The sequence below is a fragment of the Saccharopolyspora terrae genome, from assembly GCF_004348435.1.
GTDB classification, from domain to species: Bacteria; Actinomycetota; Actinomycetes; order Mycobacteriales; family Pseudonocardiaceae; genus Saccharopolyspora; species Saccharopolyspora endophytica.
On the sequence record NZ_SMKS01000047.1, the window covers coordinates 1 to 18913 of the forward strand.

15 protein-coding genes and 1 tRNA gene are annotated in these 18913 nt (G+C 71.4%); 7 read left to right on the plus strand and 9 right to left on the minus strand.

The window, feature by feature from the left end:
* Positions 1 to 44: 44 nt before the first annotated feature.
* Complete coding sequence (locus tag E1181_RS22345; protein ID WP_132677613.1) at positions 45 to 1847, plus strand: gamma-glutamyltransferase family protein; 1803 nt, start codon at positions 45 to 47, stop codon at positions 1845 to 1847.
* Between the two features lie 2 nt (positions 1848 to 1849).
* Here E1181_RS22345 and E1181_RS22350 read toward each other — a convergent pair whose 3' ends face one another.
* From E1181_RS22350 to E1181_RS22375, 6 genes are all read right to left on the minus strand, one after another.
* The gene (locus tag E1181_RS22350; RefSeq protein ID WP_132677614.1) at positions 1850 to 2986 is read right to left on the minus strand and encodes a glycerate kinase family protein; all 1137 of its coding nucleotides are present in this window, start codon (positions 2984 to 2986) and stop codon (positions 1850 to 1852) included.
* A gap of 19 nt (positions 2987 to 3005) precedes the next feature.
* On the minus strand, positions 3006 to 4427 hold the full coding sequence (locus E1181_RS22355; RefSeq protein WP_235876954.1) for an SLC13 family permease: 1422 nt from the start codon (positions 4425 to 4427) through the stop codon (positions 3006 to 3008).
* 183 nt (positions 4428 to 4610) lie between these two features.
* Entirely contained in the window at positions 4611 to 5513 is a 903-nt protein-coding gene (locus E1181_RS22360) for a DMT family transporter (protein ID WP_165944718.1), read from the minus strand.
* 164 nt (positions 5514 to 5677) lie between these two features.
* Positions 5678 to 6340 (minus strand): response regulator transcription factor, encoded by a 663-nt coding sequence (locus E1181_RS22365; RefSeq protein ID WP_132677615.1) that lies wholly within the window; start codon positions 6338 to 6340, stop codon positions 5678 to 5680.
* Complete coding sequence (locus E1181_RS22370; RefSeq protein WP_132677616.1) at positions 6337 to 7794, minus strand: sensor histidine kinase; 1458 nt, start codon at positions 7792 to 7794, stop codon at positions 6337 to 6339. The genes E1181_RS22365 and E1181_RS22370 overlap by 4 nt, the downstream gene beginning before the upstream one ends.
* Positions 7784 to 8086 (minus strand): hypothetical protein, encoded by a 303-nt coding sequence (locus E1181_RS22375; protein ID WP_132677617.1) that lies wholly within the window; start codon positions 8084 to 8086, stop codon positions 7784 to 7786. Before E1181_RS22375 ends, E1181_RS22370 begins: the two co-directional genes overlap by 11 nt.
* Positions 8087 to 8225: 139 nt before the next feature.
* Here E1181_RS22375 and E1181_RS22380 point away from each other — a divergent pair, with 139 nt between their 5' ends.
* Positions 8226 to 11441, plus strand: a complete 3216-nt coding sequence (locus tag E1181_RS22380; RefSeq protein WP_132677618.1) for a glycosyltransferase — start codon at positions 8226 to 8228, stop codon at positions 11439 to 11441.
* Between the two features lie 77 nt (positions 11442 to 11518).
* Here the strand turns inward: E1181_RS22380 and E1181_RS22385 are convergent, their stop codons facing one another.
* A complete protein-coding gene (locus tag E1181_RS22385) occupies positions 11519 to 12769 on the minus strand; it encodes a hypothetical protein (protein WP_132677619.1) in 1251 nt (416 codons plus the stop codon).
* Between the two features lie 221 nt (positions 12770 to 12990).
* On the opposite strand from E1181_RS22385, the gene E1181_RS22390 reads away from it, so the two are divergent.
* Both E1181_RS22390 and msrA read left to right on the plus strand, forming a co-directional pair.
* Positions 12991 to 14403, plus strand: a complete 1413-nt coding sequence (locus E1181_RS22390; protein ID WP_235876955.1) for an acyltransferase family protein — start codon at positions 12991 to 12993, stop codon at positions 14401 to 14403.
* A 20-nt stretch (positions 14404 to 14423) separates the two neighbouring features.
* Complete coding sequence (msrA, locus tag E1181_RS22395; RefSeq protein ID WP_132677620.1) at positions 14424 to 15080, plus strand: peptide-methionine (S)-S-oxide reductase MsrA; 657 nt, start codon at positions 14424 to 14426, stop codon at positions 15078 to 15080.
* Between the two features lie 210 nt (positions 15081 to 15290).
* Here the strand turns inward: msrA and E1181_RS22400 are convergent.
* Both E1181_RS22400 and E1181_RS22405 read right to left on the minus strand, forming a co-directional pair.
* A tRNA-Gly gene (locus tag E1181_RS22400) sits at positions 15291 to 15363 on the minus strand.
* Between the two features lie 102 nt (positions 15364 to 15465).
* The gene (locus E1181_RS22405) at positions 15466 to 15864 is read right to left on the minus strand and encodes a PPOX class F420-dependent oxidoreductase (RefSeq protein ID WP_132677621.1); all 399 of its coding nucleotides are present in this window, start codon (positions 15862 to 15864) and stop codon (positions 15466 to 15468) included.
* Between the two features lie 248 nt (positions 15865 to 16112).
* Between E1181_RS22405 and E1181_RS22410 the strand changes: the two genes are divergently transcribed.
* From E1181_RS22410 to E1181_RS22420, 3 genes are all read left to right on the plus strand, one after another.
* Positions 16113 to 16550 (plus strand): cytochrome d ubiquinol oxidase subunit II, encoded by a 438-nt coding sequence (locus tag E1181_RS22410; protein ID WP_165944719.1) that lies wholly within the window; start codon positions 16113 to 16115, stop codon positions 16548 to 16550.
* Positions 16551 to 16636: 86 nt separating this feature from the next.
* Positions 16637 to 17488: an Fpg/Nei family DNA glycosylase gene (locus E1181_RS22415; protein ID WP_132677623.1), complete on the plus strand. Its 852-nt coding sequence runs from the start codon at positions 16637 to 16639 to the stop codon at positions 17486 to 17488.
* Positions 17489 to 17655: 167 nt separating this feature from the next.
* Positions 17656 to 18909, plus strand: coding sequence for a histidine kinase (locus E1181_RS22420; protein ID WP_132677624.1), 1254 nt, complete (start codon positions 17656 to 17658; stop codon positions 18907 to 18909).
* Positions 18910 to 18913 lie beyond the last annotated feature (4 nt).

Below are 18913 nucleotides of genomic sequence, written 5' to 3' on the forward strand. Positions count from 1 at the left end.
GTCGAACCCTCGTCACGGGGGTGTCGGAGATCTAGGGTGGGCGGGTGTTCACGACTCGCCCGGAGCTCGCCGGTACTCATGGGATGGTCGCCTCGACGCACTGGCTCGCCTCGGCGGCGGGGATGGCGGTGCTGGAGGACGATGGGAACGCCTTCGACGCGGCCGTGGCGGCCGGGTTCGTGCTGCAGGTCGTCGAACCGCACCTCAACGGGCCGGGTGGTGAGGTCCCGGCGCTGTTCGCCACCGCCGCCGACCCGCGACCGCGCGCGCTGTGCGGGCAGGGACCGGCGCCGTCCGGGGCGACGATCGAGCACTACCGCGACGAACTCGGCCTCGACCTGATCCCGGGCACGGGACTGCTGGCCACCACGGTGCCCGGCGCCTGGGACGGCTGGCTGACGCTGCTGCGCGACCACGGCACCAAGACGCTGCGCGAGGTGCTGACCTACGCGATCGGCTACGCGCGCGGCGGATGTCCGATCGTGCCGCGCATCAGCGACACCATCGGCCTGGTCGCCGACATGTTCCGGCAGCACTGGCCGACCTCGGCGCAGCGCTGGCTCGACGCCGGCGGCTCGGTGCCGGAACCGGGTTCCGTGGTGCGCAATCCCGTGCTCGCCGACACCTGGGAGCGGCTGCTGTCCGAGGCCGAGTCGGTGACCGGCCGGGAGGCGCAGATCGACGCCGGGCGCCGGGCGTGGTCGCAGGGGTTCGTGGCCGAAGCCGTCGAGAAGTTCGCGCGGATCCCGCACCGGGACAACTCGGGCCGCGATCACGCGGGCGTGCTCACCGCGCAGGACATGGCGGAGTTCGAGACGACCTACGAGCAGCCGCTGACCGTCGACCTGCCGGGCGGATGGACGCTGGCGAAGTTCGGCATCTGGTCGCAGGGACCGGCGCTCGCCCAGCAGCTGAAGCTGCTGGAAGGCCTCCCGGTGTCCTACGTGGACGGTGTTCCGCCGGTCGACGTGGTGCACGCGGCGGTGGAGGCCACCAAGCTCGCGTTCGCCGACCGCGAAGCGTGGTACGGCGACTCCGCCGACCCCGGTGTGCTCGCCGACCTCGTCTCCGACGAGTACGCCGCGCAACGCCGGGACCTGATCGGCGCGACGGCGTCGCTGGACCTGCGGCCCGGTTCGCCCGGCGGACGCACGCCCGGGTTACCGGCGTTCGTCGCCGAGAGCCGCGGCGTCGGCGGGCTGTCGGATCCGAGCGGTGTCGGCATCGGCGAGCCGACCGTGCTGCCCAACGGGGAGAGCCGCGGCGACACGGTGCACATCGACGTCGTGGACCGCTGGGGAAACATGATCTCGGCGACCCCGTCCGGCGGGTGGTTGCAGTCCTCGCCGACCATCCCCGAACTCGGGTTCTGCCTGGGCAGTCGCGCCCAGATGTTCTGGCTGGAGGAGGGGCTGCCGAACTCGTTGGTGCCGGGCAAGCGCCCGCGCATCACGTTGAGCCCGTCGCTGGCGCTGCGCGGCGGCGTTCCCGCGCTGGCCTTCGGGACCCCCGGCGGGGACCAGCAGGACCAGTGGCAGCTGTGCTTCTGGCTGGCCCACGTCCACGGCGGGCTCGACCTGCAGGCCGCCATCGACGCCCCCGCCTGGCACAGCACCGCGTTCCCCCGCTCGTTCTACCCGCGCGAGTGGGAACCCGGTGCTGTGGCGGTGGAATCCCGCCTCGGTGCCGACACCATCGCCGCGCTGGAATCCCGGGGACACCTGGTGGAGGACAACGGCCCGTGGTCCCTCGGCCGCCTCTCCGCGGTGTCCAGGGATCCGGAGTCGGGCCTGCTCAAGGCCGCCGCCAACCCGCGCGGTGCCCAGGGGTACGCGGCGGGCCGCTGAGCTCACGCGGCCGGGAGGGTGGTCCCGAGCAGCAGCATCCGCAGGGTTCGCGCGGTCGCGTCGGTGATGAGCGCCGGTGCTCTGGTGATGGCGTCGGGCAGCGCCACCGGACCGGTGAGGATTCCGGTGATGGCGTCGATCCCGTGCTCGTAGCTGGTGTCGGCGCCCGGCCCGATGGTGCCGCACAGCGCGATGACCGGTTTGCCGTGCCGCTTGGCGCGGCGCGCGACCTCGGTGGGGATCTTGCCGAGCGCGGTGGACGCGTCGATGGCGCCCTCGGCGGTGATCACCAGATCGGCGGTGCGCAGCCGCTGCTCCAGATCGGTGCTGGTCAGGAACACGTCGAAGCGGGATTCCAGGCGCGCTCCGAGGACTCCGGCGAGCCCGGCGGCCAGTCCGCCCGAGGCACCGGCGCCGGGCAGCTCGGCCAGGTCGGGGTCCAGCAGCCGCGCCCAGTTCGACATCGCCGAGGACAGCAGCTCGACGTCCTGCGCCGAAGCGCCCTTCTGCGGGCCGTAGCGGCGGGCCACCCCGTCCGGACCGCACAGCGCGTTGCGCGGGTTGACCGCGACCGTCATGTCCACTTCGGACAACCGGGGGTCGAGGCCGGAGGCGTCGACGCGGTGGGCGCGCAGCAGCTCAGCGCCACCGGGCCCGATCTCCCGGCCGGCTTCGTCGGTGATCCGCACGCCCAGCGCCTGCAGCGCTCCGGCGCCGCCGTCGCAGATGCCCGAGTCGCCGCAGCCGACGACGACGTGCCGAGCGCCGGTTTCCAGCGCCGCGCGGATCAGCTCGCCGACGCCCCGGCTCGTGGTGCGGCCGGGATCGCGTCTGCTGGGCGGGACGAGCGATAAGCCCGCCGCGGCGGCCATCTCGACGAACGCGGTGTCGTCGTCGAGCAGCGCGAAGTGGGCCGTGACCGGATCGCCGATCGGACCGGTGACGGTCACCGGCACGAGCGTGCCGCCGGTGGCGCGGGCGAGCAGCCGGGCCGAACCCTCGCCGCCGTCGATCAGCGGCACGGTGTCGACCACGCTTCCGGGGATGACCCGACGGATGCCCGCCTGGATGGCGTCGGCGACCTGCTCAGCGTCCAGGCATTCCTTGAAACCGCTCGGCGCGACGACGATGCGGAACATTTCTTTCCTCCACGGTGGACTAGACGGACAAACCCAGCAGGGGCCAGACGAGCAGGGAGAACAGCAGCACGAGCGCGGCCGTCAGCGGCCCCAGGACGACGGCGAGCCTGCGCAGCTCGCGCGGCTCGTAGTGCTCGGCGAACATCGCGAGGGGCTTCGCCGAGGACGGCAGCGTGTGGCAGAAGCCGGCCGCCGCGGTCGAGGCGAACGCCACCGCCATCGGGTTGGCCCCGACGGCCAGCGCCGCGGGCACCAGCAGCGGGATCAGCACCGCCGACCGCGCCGACCGGGACGCGACCAGCAGGTGCAGCGCGGTGCTCAGCGCCACGACCGCGACCAGCAGCGTCACCGGGCTGTCGCCGACCAGCGCGTGACCGGCGATCCAGCTCGCCGCACCGGAGTCGGTCAGCGCGGTGCCCAGCGCACCGGTCGCGGCCATGAACAGCAGCAGCGACCAGGGGATCTCGCCGACGGCCGCCTTCATCGGCACGGTCCCGAAGCGGGGAGAGGTGACCAGCAGCGCCGCGCCCAGGGCGATCAGCGCGGGCGGCAGCCCGTGCCAGGATTCGGTGCTCCACAGCAGCACCACGACCCCCAGCAGCGCTCCGGTGCGGATCTCGGCCGGCCGCATCCGCTCGGGCACGTCCAGCTGGGCGCGCAGCTCGGCCACGTCCACGCGCAGCGGTGTCCGCCGGTCCGCACCGCCGGTCCGCAGCACCAGTTCGGCGGCCAGGTGCGAGCTGACCAGCGCGAACGGCAGTCCCCAGCACAGCCACCAGCCGAACGGGATGCCTTCGCCGGTGGTCGCCGCGAGCACCTGGCTGGTGATCAGGTGCGCTCCGGCGCCGGTGAGGGTGGCGACGGCGGACAGCAGGATCACCACCGGCACCAGCAGGCCGACGGTCCGGACCAACCGGTCCGGCAGGGCGGACGCCAGCCCCCGGTGCAGCGGCACGGCCATCGCGGCCCGGCCGCTGGTGCTGGGGATCAGCAGCGCGGTGCCGACCAGGCCGAGCGTGAGCAGGTGGCACAGCGACCGGGGCGATCGCGCCCGGCCGGCCAGTCCGAGGGCCAGCCGCGCGGGCAGTCCGGTCCGGTTGATCCCGGCGGCCAGCATGAACGCGGCCACCAGCAGCCAGATCTGGTCCTCGCCGAGCGCGGCGAACAGCCGCTCGGACTCCAGCACCCCGAGCACCGCGAGCACGGCGGCGGCCAGCAGCGCGACGAAGGTGTCGTCGACCTTCGCGCGCGTCCACCCGATGACGGCCGCGCCGAACACCACCAGCGTCAGCACCGCGTCGCGGCTCAGCGACCCGTCGAGCCCTTGGGCCGGGACGGTGAGCACGGCCAGGACCCCGAAGACGCCGACGCCGGCGAGGGTGAACGCCACGGCCCATCCCCACCCGGCGACCGGGTCTGCTTCCACGCTGTTGACCTGCACGAGGAAGACTCTCCGGGGTGGGCCTGAGACTTCCGTGAACCTCCGGTGAGAGCGCCTTCATCCAGGGTTTTCCACAAGCCTGTGGATGAAGTTATCCACAGGGCTGTGAGCTGCGCTGATAGGCACGCTCAGGCGTGGTTATGCACAGTTGTGGACAGACTTATCCACAACTGTGCACATCCGTCAGCGGCGCAGGCTCACCAGCACCAGCGCGAGACCGATCAACCCGATCCCGCACCACGCGCCCAGGCCGAGCCGCTCACCGACGACCAGCACGCCCAGCAGCGCCGCGACCAGCGGCTCCAGCAGGCTCAACGTGGTCGCCACGGTGGTGGAGGTGCGTCGCAGCCCGGCGCCGAAGAGCACGTAGGCCAGGCACATCGGCACCACCGCCAGGTACCCGGCCACCACCAGCCCGGAGGCCGAGGACAGCAGCGGGCCACCGGTGAAGGCCAGCACCGGCAGCAGCACCAGCGCTCCGGTCCCGAACAGCGCGCCCATGACGGCGCGGGAACGGCAACCGCGCCGCATCAACCGCGTCGCGGTCCACGAGTAGCCGACGTAGGCGGCGCCACCGAGCAGTCCGAGCAGCGACCCGAGCACAGTGGAGGTCGAGTCCGCGCCTGAATCGCCACCGGTGATCAGCACCAGCCCGAGCACGGCCAGCGACGCCGCACCGGCCCACCGGAGATCCAGCCGGATCCCGTCGGCGACCCTCTCCAGCACCGCCGCGAACAACGGCGCCGAACCCAGCGTCACCACGGTTCCCACGGCGACCCCGGCCAGATCCATCGACGAGTAGAACGCCAGCGGGTACACCGCCACCGACAACCCGCCCACGACCAGCGACGACCCGCCGGAACGCACCACGGCCAACGCTGACCGGCCACCGATGAGCAGCAAGAACAACCCACCGATACCCATGGTCGCGGCACCGATGGACAACGGGCTGGCGGCATCGGGAGCGAAGCTCGCCGCCGTCCCGGTGGTGCCCCACAGCGCCGCGGCCAGCAGCACGGGCAACGGCCCGAGCAGGAACGCGCGCCGGCCCGACACCGAGACGGCCTCAACAGACTCAACGGACAAGATGAACTCTTCCCCTCGAACGACCAGGACGCGTCGAACGGGAGGCGCCTACCCGAGCGAGAACCCGACGATTCTCACCGGAATCGTCGTGGAGGAACTGCGCCGCCCGTCAGCGGGCCGGCGGCGGGGTGACGCGGTGGAAGTAGGAGTTCACGGCCGACACCCTAGCCGCCGAGCCGGTAGCCCATGCCGCGCACGGTTCCGATGTGGCCGTTGCCGATCTTGCGGCGCAGCGCGCGGACGTAGACGTCGACGACGTTGGAACCGGGGTCGAAGTCGTAGCCCCAGACGTGGGAGAGGATCTGCTCGCGGCTGAGCACCTGGCCGGGATGCCGCAGGAACAGCTCCAGCAGCGAGAACTCGCGCGCCGTCAGGTCCACCGTGCCCGTGGGCACCTGGGCGCGGCGGGTGCGCAGGTCCAGCGACAGCTCCCCGTCGCGCAGCACCGTGATCTCCTCGGCCCGCTCCGCCGAGCGCAGCCGCAGCCGGATGCGGGCCAGCAGCTCCTCGAAGCGGAACGGCTTGGTCATGTAGTCGTCCGCGCCGCCCTCCAGACCGGCGACCGTGTCGTGCACGGTGTCGCGCGCGGTGAGGATGACCACCGGCAGCGTCGCCCTCTTCGCGCGCACCTCGCGCAGCACCGCGAACCCGTCGCGGCCGGGAAGCCCCAGGTCCAGCACGGCCAGGTCGTACCCGCCGTCGACCAGGTGGTGCAGCGCGGTGTCCCCGTCGGCGACGACGGTGGTGGTGAACCCGTTGGCGCGCAGGCCCTTCTCGATGAACGCCGCGATGCGCTCCTCGTCCTCGACGATCAGGATCTTGCTCATGCCTCGTCTCCCGTGGTCTTCGCGGGCAGTTCCAGCCGGAAGGTCGCTCCCGAGCCGGGCGCGGAGCGGACCACGACCCGGCCGTGGTGCGCGTCGGCGATCGCCCGGACGATCGCCAAGCCCAGCCCGGCCCCGCCCTTGCGGCCGCTGCCGTGGCTGAAGCGCTCGAAGATCTTCTCCACCTCGCCAGGATCGACGCCCGGCCCCTCGTCGCTGACCCACAGCTCGACGGTGCCGTCGCCGACGGCGGAGCCGATGCGGATCGTCGACCCGGGCGAGGTGTGCTGCACCGCGTTCTGCGCCAGCTGCACCATCGCCTGGGTGATCCGCTGCCCGTCGAGCGAGAACTCGCCTTCGCCCATCTCCGCCAGCACCCACCGCCGGTCGCCCAGCGACCGCACCTTCGCGTCGATGTCGCTGGTCAGCTCGGCCAGCGACACCTCGGTGGGGGAGACGAAGTCCGGCCGGTCGGCCTTGGCCAGCACCAGCAGGTCGTTGACGATCCGCGTCATCCGGTCCAGCTCGTCGGTGCACAGCCGCACCACCTCGTCGCGCTCGGCGGGATCGACGCCGATCAGCTCCAGGTTGCCGCGCACGATCGTGATCGGGGTGCGCAGCTCGTGGCCGGCGTCGTCGACGAACTGCCGCTGGATGCGGAACGCGTCCTCCAGCCGGTCCAGCATCGCGTTGAACTGGTCGGCCAGCGCGGCGATGTCGTCGCGGCCCTCCACCGGGATGCGCCTGGTCAGGTCGTGCTCGGTGATCTCGGCGGCGGCCTGCCGCACGGCCCGCACCGGCGCCAGGATCAATCCGGCCACCACCCAGGCGATCAACGCGGCCAGCACCACGCCCAGGGCGCTGACCAGCAGCAGGACCCGGACGCTGCGGTCGACCTCGGCGGTCTCGGCGGCGATGTGGTGCTCGACGACGAACCAGGCGCTGCCGCCCTGCGCGGTCTCGGCGCGCACCTTCACCCAGCGCACCGGGCCGGCCGCGGTGTCCAGATCGCCGTGCGCTCGCGGGTCGTCGATGATCCGCTGCAGCACCGCCCGGTCGTGCGCGACGGCCTTGATCGGCTCGGTCTGCTCCTGCGAGACGACGCCGAGACCGCCCGCGACCGGCCACGCGCCGATCAGCGCCTCGTCGGTGTCCGGGTACTGGTGGCCGAGGTAGTTGTGCAGCAGCGTTCCCGGGTCGCCCAGCATCCGGCCGCTGACCGGGTCCTGCCCGTTCTCGGCGAAGGCCACGAACTCCTTCGCCTCCTGCTCCAGCGAGTTGGTGACCCGGCGGTCGACCTCGTCGTGCAGGTACTCGCGGACGATCACGATGACCGTCAGCAGCACCAGGACCAGCACCAGCAGCAGCCAGCCCATGATCTGGGCCCGGGCGGGCACGCGGGTGCCGCGGCGACCGCCGAGCCTGGTGAGCGGGCGGGTGGGCAGATCAGTCGTCATGGCCGTCCGTCGCGTCATCGTCGTCGTCATCGTTGGGCGCGGGCGGCGGCAGCTCGGCGGGCGGCGGCAGCTCGGCCGGCGGGGGCGGCGCGTCGGACGGACCGGGGACGACGGGCACCGGCACGTCCGCCGACGGTCCGGGGCTGCTCGGGCTGGGCGTGCTACCGACGCGCACGCTCTCCGGGATCTCGGGCGAGCGCGCCCCGCCGGTCAGCGCGAAGCTGATCAGCACGGCGACGATGGGCAGTGCGAGGGCCGCGAGCAGCAGGACTCCCCGGGGAACGGAACGCATGGACCCACTCTGACCTCTCGGGGACAACCGCAGGTGAAACCGGGATGAGAAGGTCCTCATGTTCCTCTCCCGAACCGGCCGCAGCAGCCTGCCGAGGGGCGATAACCTGCGAGCGGATTCACAACTCGGTGAGGGGCGCATGGACGAGCGGCTGATCGACTGGACCGGGGAGCGCTGCGTTCCCTGGACCGAAGACGTGCAGGTGGTTTACGAGCACTACCACCGGTACGCCCTGGCAGCCCCGTTCGCGCGGGGCAAGCGGGTCCTCGACCTCGCCTGCGGCGAGGGCTACGGCGCCGCGCTGCTGGCCGCCGGGGGAGCCGAGGTCGTCGGCGTCGACATCGACGAGCGGACCATCGCGCACGCCCGGCACAACTACGCGGGCCGCGACGTCAGCTTCGAGGTGGGTTCGATCACCGACCCCGACCTGCTCGCCGACGCCAAGCCGTTCGACGTCGTGGTGTGCTTCGAGGCCATCGAGCACGTCTCCGACCACGCGGCGGTGCTGCGGCTGGTCCGGTCGCGGATGAAGCAGGGCGGGCTGTTCCTGTCCAGCACCCCCGACACCGCCGTCTACAGCCACGAGCACGGCAACGACAACCCGTTCCACGTCAAGGAGCTCAGCGCCCGCGAGTACGAGTCGATGCTGGAGGAGTCCTTCCGGCACGTGGCGGTGCTCAAGCAGAACGTCACCGTCGGATCGCTGGTGGTGCCCGCCGACCACGGCGACCGCGACACCGCGATCGAAGGCGTCCGGCTGCAGACCATCGAGCGCAACGAGGCCGGCGACTGGGCGGTCAGCCAGGGCGTCCCGCACACCTACCTGCTGGGCGTGGCCTCCGACAAGCACCTGCCGAAGCTCCCCGCGGCGGCGGTGCTCACCGACGCGAAGCTGACCCTGGCCCGCGCGGGCGACACGGCCGCGCTGATCGAGCAGCGCGACGAAGCGGTCGCCGACGTGGCCAAGCTCAACGAGCTCTACCAGCGCAGTCGCGGCGAGGCCGAGGAGCTCAAGGGCGCCATCGCGCGGCTGGAGGAGCTGCGCAAGTCCGAGGAGCAGCGCGCCGACGTCCACCACCGGGAGCTCGCCGAACTCCGCGAGCAGCTGCGCGAACGCGGCCTGCAGGCGCAGCGCGACGCCGCCCGCGTGGAGTGGCTGCGCGACACCGCCGCCCGACTCGAGAGCAAGCTCGCCGACGCCGAGAGCCGCGCGGAGCGGCTCACCGCCGAGAACGCGGAGCTGTCGGCGCAGAACTCGGCGCTGGTGCAGCGCGCGGTCGGCAAGTACCGCCAGGTCGTCGAGCGGGTCGCCCCGCGCGGCACCACCCGTCGCGACGCCTACGAGATCGCGCTGGGCCGCAAGCCCGGCGTCCCGGCGGTAGCCGAGCAGGCCGAGACCGGGCCTCTGCCGGTGCCCTTCAGCGATGCGCCGCTGGTCAGCGTGATCGTTCCGGTGCACGGCAAGTGGTCCTACACCCGCCAGTGCCTGCGGTTCCTCGGCGGCCACCTGGTGTCGGTGCCGTTCGAGGTGATCGTCGTCGACGACGCCTCACCGGACGACAGCGCCGAGAAGCTCGCCGCCTGCGAGGGAGTGCGGTTGGTGCGGGCCGAGCGCAACCTCGGGTTCATCGGCGCCTGCAACCTCGGCGCCGAGCACGCGCGCGGCGAGTACCTGTTCTTCCTCAACAACGACGCCGAGGTCACCGAGTCCTGGCTGGACGTCCTGGTCGACACCATCACCTCCGATCCCCGGATCGGGATGGTCGGCGCCAAGCTGGTGTACCCGGACGGGCGGCTGCAGGAGTGCGGCGGCATCGTCTGGGCCGACGGCACCGGCTGGAACTACGGGAGGGGGACGGACGGCAGCGGCGCGGAGTTCAACGTGCTGCGCGACGTCGACTACTGCTCCGGCGCGGCGATCCTGGTGCGCGAGGAGCTGTTCCGCCAGGTCGGCGGCTTCGACACGAGGTTCGCGCCCGCGTACTACGAGGACACCGACCTGGCGTTCGCGATCCGCGCCGCCGGCTACCGCACCGTCGTGCAGCCCAAGGCCGTGGTCGTGCACCACGAAGGCGTCTCCAACGGCACCGACATCGGTTCCGGGGTGAAGAAGCACCAGGAGCTCAACCGGCAGGTCTTCGCCGAGAAGTGGGCGGACGTGCTGCGCGCCGAGCACCTCCCGGAGGCGTCTCCGCGCAACCTGTGGCTGGCGCGCCAGCGCGGCGCGCGCGGTCACCACGGGCCGATCGTGCTGGTCAAGGACCACCAGGTGCCGCGACCGGACTTCGACTCGGGTTCGGTGCGGATCTTCCGGGTGCTGCAGCAGCTGGTGGAGCTGGGGTACCGGGTGGTGTTCTTCCCCGCCAACCACGCGCCGCTGCAGCCCTACACCGAGAACCTGCAGCAGATCGGCGTGACGGTGCTGCCGCAGCCGGAGCTCCAGCAGGCGTTCCTGCACGAGGCCGGGTCGGAGATCTCCCTCGCGCTGCTGTCGCGCCCGCAGGTCGCGTGGAGCCTGGTCGAGGAGCTGCGCACCCGCGCACCGCAGGCCGTCATCGCCTACGACACCGTCGACGTGCACTTCCTGCGGCTGGAGCGGGAGGCCGAGCTCGCCGAGCGGCAGGGCAAGACCGACCGCGCGGAGGCGCTGCGCCGCAAGGCGTTCGCGTCCAAGCAGATGGAACTGGGCCTGACCAGGGCCTGCGACGTGACGCTGGTGGTCTCCGAGACCGAGCGCACGCTGCTGGGCGAGCTGGTGCCCGAGGCCGACGTGCGGGTGCTGTCCAACGTGCACGAGATCGACCGCGCGCCCGTGCACGTCGAGGGGCGCCGCGACGTGATGTTCGTCGGCAGCTTCGACCACCCGCCGAACGTGGACGCGGCTCGCTGGGCCGCCCGCGAGATCATGCCGCTGGTCCGCGAACAGTGCCCGGACGCGGTCCTGCACGTCATCGGCAGCAACCCGACCGACGAGGTCCGCGCCCTGCAGGGGCCGGGGGTCGAGGTGCACGGCTGGGTCGAGTCGCTGGAGCCGCACTACGCGCAGGCCCGGGTCACGATCGCACCGCTGCGCTTCGGCGCGGGGGTGAAGGGCAAGGTCGGCGAGAGCCTCGCGGTCGGCGTCCCGGTGGTGGGCACCTCGGTCGCGATCGAGGGCATGCACCTCAAGCCGGGGCAGGACGTCCTGGTCGCCGACGACGAGGAGTCCTTCTCCGTCGCGGTGACCCGGCTCCTCACCGAGGACGAGACCTGGTCGGCCCTCGCCGAATCGGGTCGCACCGCCATCGAGGCCCAGTTCGGCCCGGCGGCGTCGCGAACGGCGCTCCAGTCGCTGCTCACCAAGCTCGACACCTGACCCGGAGTCGCGCCTGAGCAAGAAGAACGGCCGCTCACCTCGGAGTTCGAGGGGAGCGGCCGTTCCCGCGCTGCGGGTTATCCGGTGACCGTGGGCGGCGTCTGAGCGAGCTGCTGGTCGAGGACGGCCTTGAAGGACTGCTGGGCCGCGTCCTTCTGCTCCGGCGGGCCGCTGACGTCGATGATCACCGCGTAGTTGTGCGCCACGTAGGCGGTGCGGAACGTCGCGCCCGTGGAGACCACCGAAACGCCCTGGTAGGACAGGTCTTTTATCTCGGAGAGGCCCTGCTGCGCGGCCAGGTACTTCTCGACGACGGTCTGGGCGGCGTTGGTGTCGGGCATCTTCAGCGCGAGCAGCGTCGTTTTCGGCTGCGCGCCTTCGGTGCCGTTGAACCAGCCCTCGACCAGGCCGTTCTGGAACGCGGTGTCGAGCACGGTCTTCGGCTGCAGCAGTCCGCCCTTGGCGCCCTGCAGGTTGGGCAGGTCCAGCAGCCCGACCCACGGGTGCGCCGGGCCGTTCGCTGCCACCAGCACCTCCTGCGTCGTCGCCGGCGGCGCCTTGGCCGCGGGCGGTGCCGGCAGCTGCGAGGTGGTCGGCGCGGGCGGCGGGGGAGCGGCGGTCTCGCCCTCGGGCTGGCCACCGCCGCTGCTGCTGGTGAAGTAGAAGACCACCGCGACGATCACGACGACCAGCAGCACGGCACCGATGGACAGACCGGCGATCAGCTTGCCCTTGCCGGACTTGCCCGCGGATTCGAAGACCTCCGGGCCCTGCCGCATCCAGGACGCCTCGCCGGAGTCGCCGGAGCCGGGCAGGTCATCGCCCCACGGCGTGCCGGTGGTCTCCACCGGGCCCCAACCCTGCGGGCCCTGCTGCTGACCGGCCCACGGCGGCTGCGACTGGCCCCACTGCTGTTGCTGCTGCGGGGTTTGCGGCACGCTGACGATCTGGGTGCTGTTGGAGTCCGCGGGCGGCTGCTGCTGTTGCTGCTGGTGGAACGGGTTCGGCACGACCTGCGTGGCGTCGTCGCCACCCTGCTGCGGCTGCTGCTTGGCGGCGTCGCCCCAGCTGAACGCGGGCGGGAACGGGCTCGACGGCTGCTGTTGCTGCGGGGCGGGCTGCTGCTGCGGGAACCCCCCGGACGAGGGATCAGCCTGTTGTGTCTGGTCCTGCTGCGGGAACCCGTCCGGGTTCGACTGCGGTGGCCCGGTCTGGCCGCCCTGCGCCCTGCCCAGCACGGTGTCCCTGCGCTGTCGGTACTCTTCGGCGGAAATTCGTCCCGCCGCGAGTTCGGCGTCGAGGTTCTGCAACTCGTCTTGCCAGGTCACCGATAGCGCCCTTTCCGGATTTCCATGAACGCCGCTGCTGCGAACGACGCCATTCTGGCACTGGGCGACACGTTCGCGGTGCACCGGCCGAATAACGATACGGTCTGCGGTCTGGTCCGGACGGGTGTCCGGGTTGTAAAGGGTCCCGAACCGCGGGGGCCCCGGCTAGGCTACGCAGCGTTGACGTCCGAGTCGGGCGCGAATCGATGGGGTGATCCGGGTTGAGTGTTGCGCGCGTCGTGCACGCTCGCCCTGAGTTGTTCGCCGCCCCGAACCACGGCTTCGCCTGGATCCGCATGATCGGTGCGCTGCTGGTCATCTACGGTCACAGCTCCCCGCTGGTGGGCAGCGGCGAGCTGTTCCCGCCGGAATGGCCGGTGCAGCCCGACGAGGGCGTGCTGATGGGGTTCTTCGCGCTCAGCGGTTTCCAGATCACCGAGAGCTGGATGCGCGATCCGCACGCGCTGCGCTTCGCGGTCAAGCGGGTGCTGCGGCTGTGGCCGCCGATGCTCACGGTGTCGGTCGGCATGGCCCTGATCGTCGGACCGATGATCACCACGCTGCCGCTCGGCGAGTACTTCCGCGCGCACGAAACCTGGGGCTACATAGTCAACAACGCGGGTCTGCTGACGTTGCGGCACGACCTGCCGGGGGTTTTCGAGGACAACCCGTGGCCGGACGCGGTCAACGGCTCGCTGTGGACGCTGCCGATGGAGCTGCTGGCCTACGGCGGCCTGTTCGCGCTGCTGCTGCTGGGCACGGCCAAGAAGGACTTCCGCTGGTTGACGGTGGTCGCGCTGATCGGCCTGATCGCCTGGGACCGGCACCTGGAGCAGACCCCGGGCGCGGAGTCGGCGGGTTCGCTGCTGAGCGTTCCGGTCGAGTCGCTGGTGGCGTTCCTGGTGGCCTTCGCGCTGGGCGTGCTGCTGAACCTCTACCGGATCCCGCTGTCGCCGCTGGCCGCGGGCGCGGGCCTGGTCGTGCTGGTGGTGATGGGCAACAACATCACCGCCTCGGCGTTCATGGCCTTCGCGGTCAGCTACGCGGTGATCGTGGCGGGGCACTTCTGGCCGGCACGGCTGACGGTTCCGGGAGTGTGGGTCAACGGCAGCTACGGCGTGTACGTCTGGGGTTTCCCGGTGCAGCAGCTGCTGGCGATGGCCGGGATCGGTGACCAGTGGCTCATGCTGCTCTGCGCCGCTCCGATCGCCTACGTCCTGGGCACCCTGTCGTGGAAGTACGTCGAGGACCCCACGATGCGGCTGCGCCACCTTCTCGACCCCGCGCCTGCGAAGAAGCGCGAACCGGACCCCGTTCCCGAGGACGTCCCGACCGAGAAGTCCCTGCCCCTGCCCGAACCGGCGGTTCCGAGGGCACCGGAGAGGCCCGAGCGCCCGCGGCACGCGTCGCCGCGCCCGCCGGTGGGCGGTGCGCAGCGGCCGGTCGGGCCACCGCCGGGCCGGGCGTTCCCGCCGGACCGGGGATTCCCGCGTCGCCTGCCGCCGGAGGAGTCGCCGTTGTCGCGGCGGCTGTCCGGTGAGATCGACGAGCCGCCGCAGGGCAGGCACGCGCGCCGGCCGATGCCGCCGGAGGCGGGGCGCCGCGGCGATCCCAACCGGCTGGATCGCCGGTGACCACCGCGTACCCTGGAAACATGTTCGGTGCGAAGCTGAAGATGATCGACCCGTCGTCGGCGCTGCCCGGCCGTGACACGCCGATGCCGGTGGACGAGCGGCACGCGGTGTTCCCGGAGCGTCGCATCGTTCCGCCGTTCCCGGAGGGCCTGGCCACCGCGGTGGTCGGCATGGGCTGCTTCTGGGGCGCGGAGCGCGTGTTCTGGCAGACCGAGGGCGTGTGGACCACGGCGGTCGGCTACGCGGGCGGCTACACGCCGAACCCCAGCTACGAAGAGGTCTGCTCCGGGCTGACCGGTCACACCGAGGCCGTCCTGGTGGTCTTCGACACGAAGAAGATCAGCTACGCGCAGGTGCTCAAGGAGTTCTGGGAGAACCACGACCCGACCCAGGGCATGCGCCAGGGCAACGACCTCGGCACCCAGTACCGCTCGGCGATCTACGTCTCCGACGACCAGCAGCTCGCTGAGGCGGAAGCCAGCCGCGACGCCTTCCAGCAGGCGCTGACGGCGGCGGGCAAGGGCGAGATCACCACCGAGATCGCCCCGCTGAAGGACTTCTACTACGCCGAGAGCTACCACCAGCAGTACCTCTCGGACGCCAAGAACCCCAACGGCTACTGCGGCCTCGGCGGCACCGGCGTCTCCTGCCCGATCGGCCTCGGCGTCGAGAGCTGACCCGGCGGAGCCCAGCGGGGGCAGTGTGGTCCGAACCGCGTCGCCCGGACCGTTCAGACCACGACTGCCCGCTATCCCCGAAGCAGCTGTCCGGACGCGGGATCAGCGGTGCGCAGCGAACATCGCTGCGTTCCACTCGTTCCGCGATGGGTCCTCAGCCGTGAAAAAGCAGTGGGGCCGAGGTGGAAAAACCTCGGCCCCACTGCTGCGAGCGGATGACGGGACTCGAACCCGCGACCCTCACCTTGGCAAGGTGATGCGCTACCAGCTGCGCTACATCCGCGTATTCATCGCCTCCCGGTGACTTCCGCCCCGGTGGGCTGTTGGTGAATACTTTAGCCCACGGTTCGGAGGCCGTTCACCGGGGGGCCCCTTCCGCGTCCGGTCAGCCGACCGCGCGGGTGGGGGTGAGCCGAAGCAGCACCCGGTTCTCCGAGCGCATGGCCTCGCGGTAGGACTCCCAGTTCTCGTGCTCGCCGGAGATCGAGCGGTAGTAGTCCTCCAGCAGCGGCAGGGCCTCCGGCAGTTCGACGATCTCGACGTCGGCGTTGACCTGGAACCAGCGCCCGAAGAACGCGTCCGGCAGCACGCACAGCCAGGCGCGCGGGTCGCGGCGGAGGTTGCGGACCTTGCCCGAACCGGACTTGGTGCTGATCACCACCCGGCCCTGCTCGTCCACGGTCGCCAGGACCGGTGTCATCAGCGGTGTTCCGTCGGTGCGCAGGGTTCCCAGCACGGCGCGGTGCTGGTCGCGGATCAGCTCGCGGGCCTCGTCGACGTCCATCCGGCACCTCCCGAATCAGATGTGCTCGGAGCGTAGTGGTTCAGCCGGGTTGTTTCCGGCCCGGAGGGTTGGCTCGGGCCCCGGACATGATCGACAATGAGCGGGGTGTTGGTGGCCCGTTCCGTGCGTGCCATCACCCTCCGGGCCGATGACAGGAGCGGTACCGTGGCACCACGCTCGGTGACAGGTGTGGTTCGAGTGGCGAGTTGGCGTTCGAGTGACCAGCCCGGGTGGGCGGGGAGGCGACGATGAACCGGGTGGTTCGAGGCTCCGACGGCCGGGAGTGGACGATCAGGGCGAACCTGGAGTGGTCCAACCCGATCGTGGTGGACGAGTTCGAGCACGACGTCAACGGCGGTTCGACGCCGGCGATCGTGGTGGGCGCGGCGCTCGCGGCCCTGGTGGTGGTGTTCATCGCCTGGACGCCCGCCGAGGTCATCATCCCGACCTGGCTGATCGCGATCATCGTGCTCGCGATCCTGTTCTTCCCCATCCGCTGGGTGCTGCACCGCCCGTGGACCCTCACCGCGTCCACCCCGGGTGACGCGGACGAGAACCCGCCGGAGACCTGGGTGGGCGTCGTGCGCGGGTTCATCGAGGTGCGCACCGAGGTCTCGCAGGTGGCTCGCCACATCGAGCTGTACGCGGAGCCGGACATGAACGGCAGGCTCCAGCCGACGGAGTGAGGCTCCGGCGGTGCGGGCAGCGGACTCCGCGCGCCGCTGCCGGTGAACACCGCCGTTTCGCTCCTCTTCTGCGGCACACTGGGGTCGTGCCCGAACTTCCCGAGGTGGAGGCGCTGGCCCAGCACCTCCGCGACCACGCCGCGGGGCGGACGGTGGCGCGCGTCGACGTCGCCTCGATGAGCGTGCTCAAGACCGCCGACCCGCCGTGGACCGCGCTGCACGGACGCGAGGTCACCGGTGCGGTCAGGCACGGCAAGTACCTCGACCTGGACTGCGGTGGCCTGCACCTCGTCTGCCACCTGGCGCGCGCCGGCTGGCTGCGCTGGTCGGACAAGCTCGCCGCGACCCCGCCGAAGCCGGGCCGCGGGCCGATCGCGCTGCGCGTCAACCTCGGCGGCGTGGGCTTCGACCTGACCGAGGCGGGCACCCAGAAGAGCCTCGCCGCCTGGATCGTCGACGACCCGGCCGTGGTCCCCGGGATCGCGAAGCTGGGGCCGGACGCGCTGGAGCTCGACGCCGACGGGCTGGCCGCGCTGCTGGACGGGCGGACCGAGCGGATCAAGACCGTGCTCACCGAGCAGTCCACGATCGCGGGAATCGGAAACGCCTATTCGGATGAGGTCCTGCACGCCGCCAAGCTCTCCCCGTTCGCCACGGCCGGCAGGCTCGACGCCGCGGCCGTGACCCGGCTGCACGCCTGCGTCCAGGAGATCCTCCGCGACGCGGTGGAGCGTTCGCTGAACCAGGACGCCGCGCGGCTCAAGGCGGAGAAGCGGTCGGGGATGCGGGTGCACGGCCGCACCGGTTTGCCGTGCCCGGTGTGCGGTGACACGGTTCGGGAAGTCTCCTTCGCGGACCGGTCGATGCAGTACTGCCCGACGTGCCAGACCGGCGGGAAGCAGCTGGCGGATCGCAGAATGTCCCGGCTGCTCAAATAGTTGTCCACAGGTTGTGGACAAGTGCTGGGGTTGTGCACAGGCCGCACCTGCCGAACGGGCGAGCGGATTCCGCTGAATGGAACGGATCTGTACCGTTCACCGACGGAAACCCCGCACTGGCCGTAGCCGTCTTGATTCACAGCGTGCCGCTCGGGCAGATTGATGTTGTGGCGGAGTTGTTGACAGAGCGGACGGTCCTGACCACGCTGGCTGCGCTCGCCGTGCTGGGCATGTTCGTGCTGTTGTGCCGGGCGCGTCGGGTGAGCACTTCGGTGGAGGACGCCACGCTGGCGGCTCTGCACCGGGTGACCAGAGCGGCGCCCTACCTGCGCGAGGGCCTGAACCAGGAGTCGGCGGACAAGACCGGTCCGCATCTGCGGGAACTGCTGGCCTGCGTCGCCGTCGGCATCGTCGACGGCGATGGAACCCTGCTGACCTGGGACGGCGAGGCCAACCACCACTACGCCGACCTGCGCACCAAGATCGAGCAGGTGCTGCGCACCGGCAAGCGCGACTTCCTCGACCACGGCGACGTGGTCTGCGAGCAGCGGCCGTGCCCGATGCGCCACGCGGCCGTGGTGCCGCTGGAGGTCGAGGGCCACGTCCGCGGGGTCCTGACGGTCATCGCCGACGGCGACCGCAAGCGGCTCCTGCGCGCCGCCGCCGAGGTCGCCCACCACGTGTCCACCCAGCTCGAACTCGCCGAGCTGCAGGAGTCCAAGGAGCGCCTGGCCCAGGCCGAGGTGCGCGCGCTGCGGGCGCAGATCTCCCCGCACTTCATCTACAACGCGCTGAACACGATCTCCTCGCTGATCCGCACCGACCCGGAGCACGCGCGCGACCTGCTGCAGGAGTTCGCCGACTTCACCCGCTACTCGTTCCGCAACAGCGGGCTCTACACGACGCTGGCCGACGAGATCCGCAACATCGACCGGTACCTGACGCTGGAGAGCGCGCGCTTCGGCCCGGACCGGCTCAACGTGCAGCTCAAGATCGCCCCCGAGGTACTGCCGGTGGTGGTGCCGTTCCTGGCGCTGCAGCCGCTGGTGGAGAACGCCGTCCGGCACGGCCTGGCCAACAAGCCCGGTGGCGGGACGGTCTCGGTGACCGCCGAGGACAACGGCTCCGAGGCGCTGATCAGCGTTGACGACGACGGCATCGGGATGGATCCGGAGCTGCTGGACGCCGAGCTCGCCAACGCGCACCTCACCGGCGCGCACGTCGGTCTGGGCAACATCAACAACCGGATGCGCGCCACCTTCGGCAACGACTACGGGCTCGTGGTGGAGACCGAGAAGGGCGCCGGCATGAAGGTCATCATGCGCGTGCCCAAGTTCGCCCCCGGTGTCCGGCCCGAGCCGCTGGCGCCCGTGGACGAGCCCGGCGTGGGTTTGGCCGCCGGACCCGCCGCGGGCCGGTAGCGTC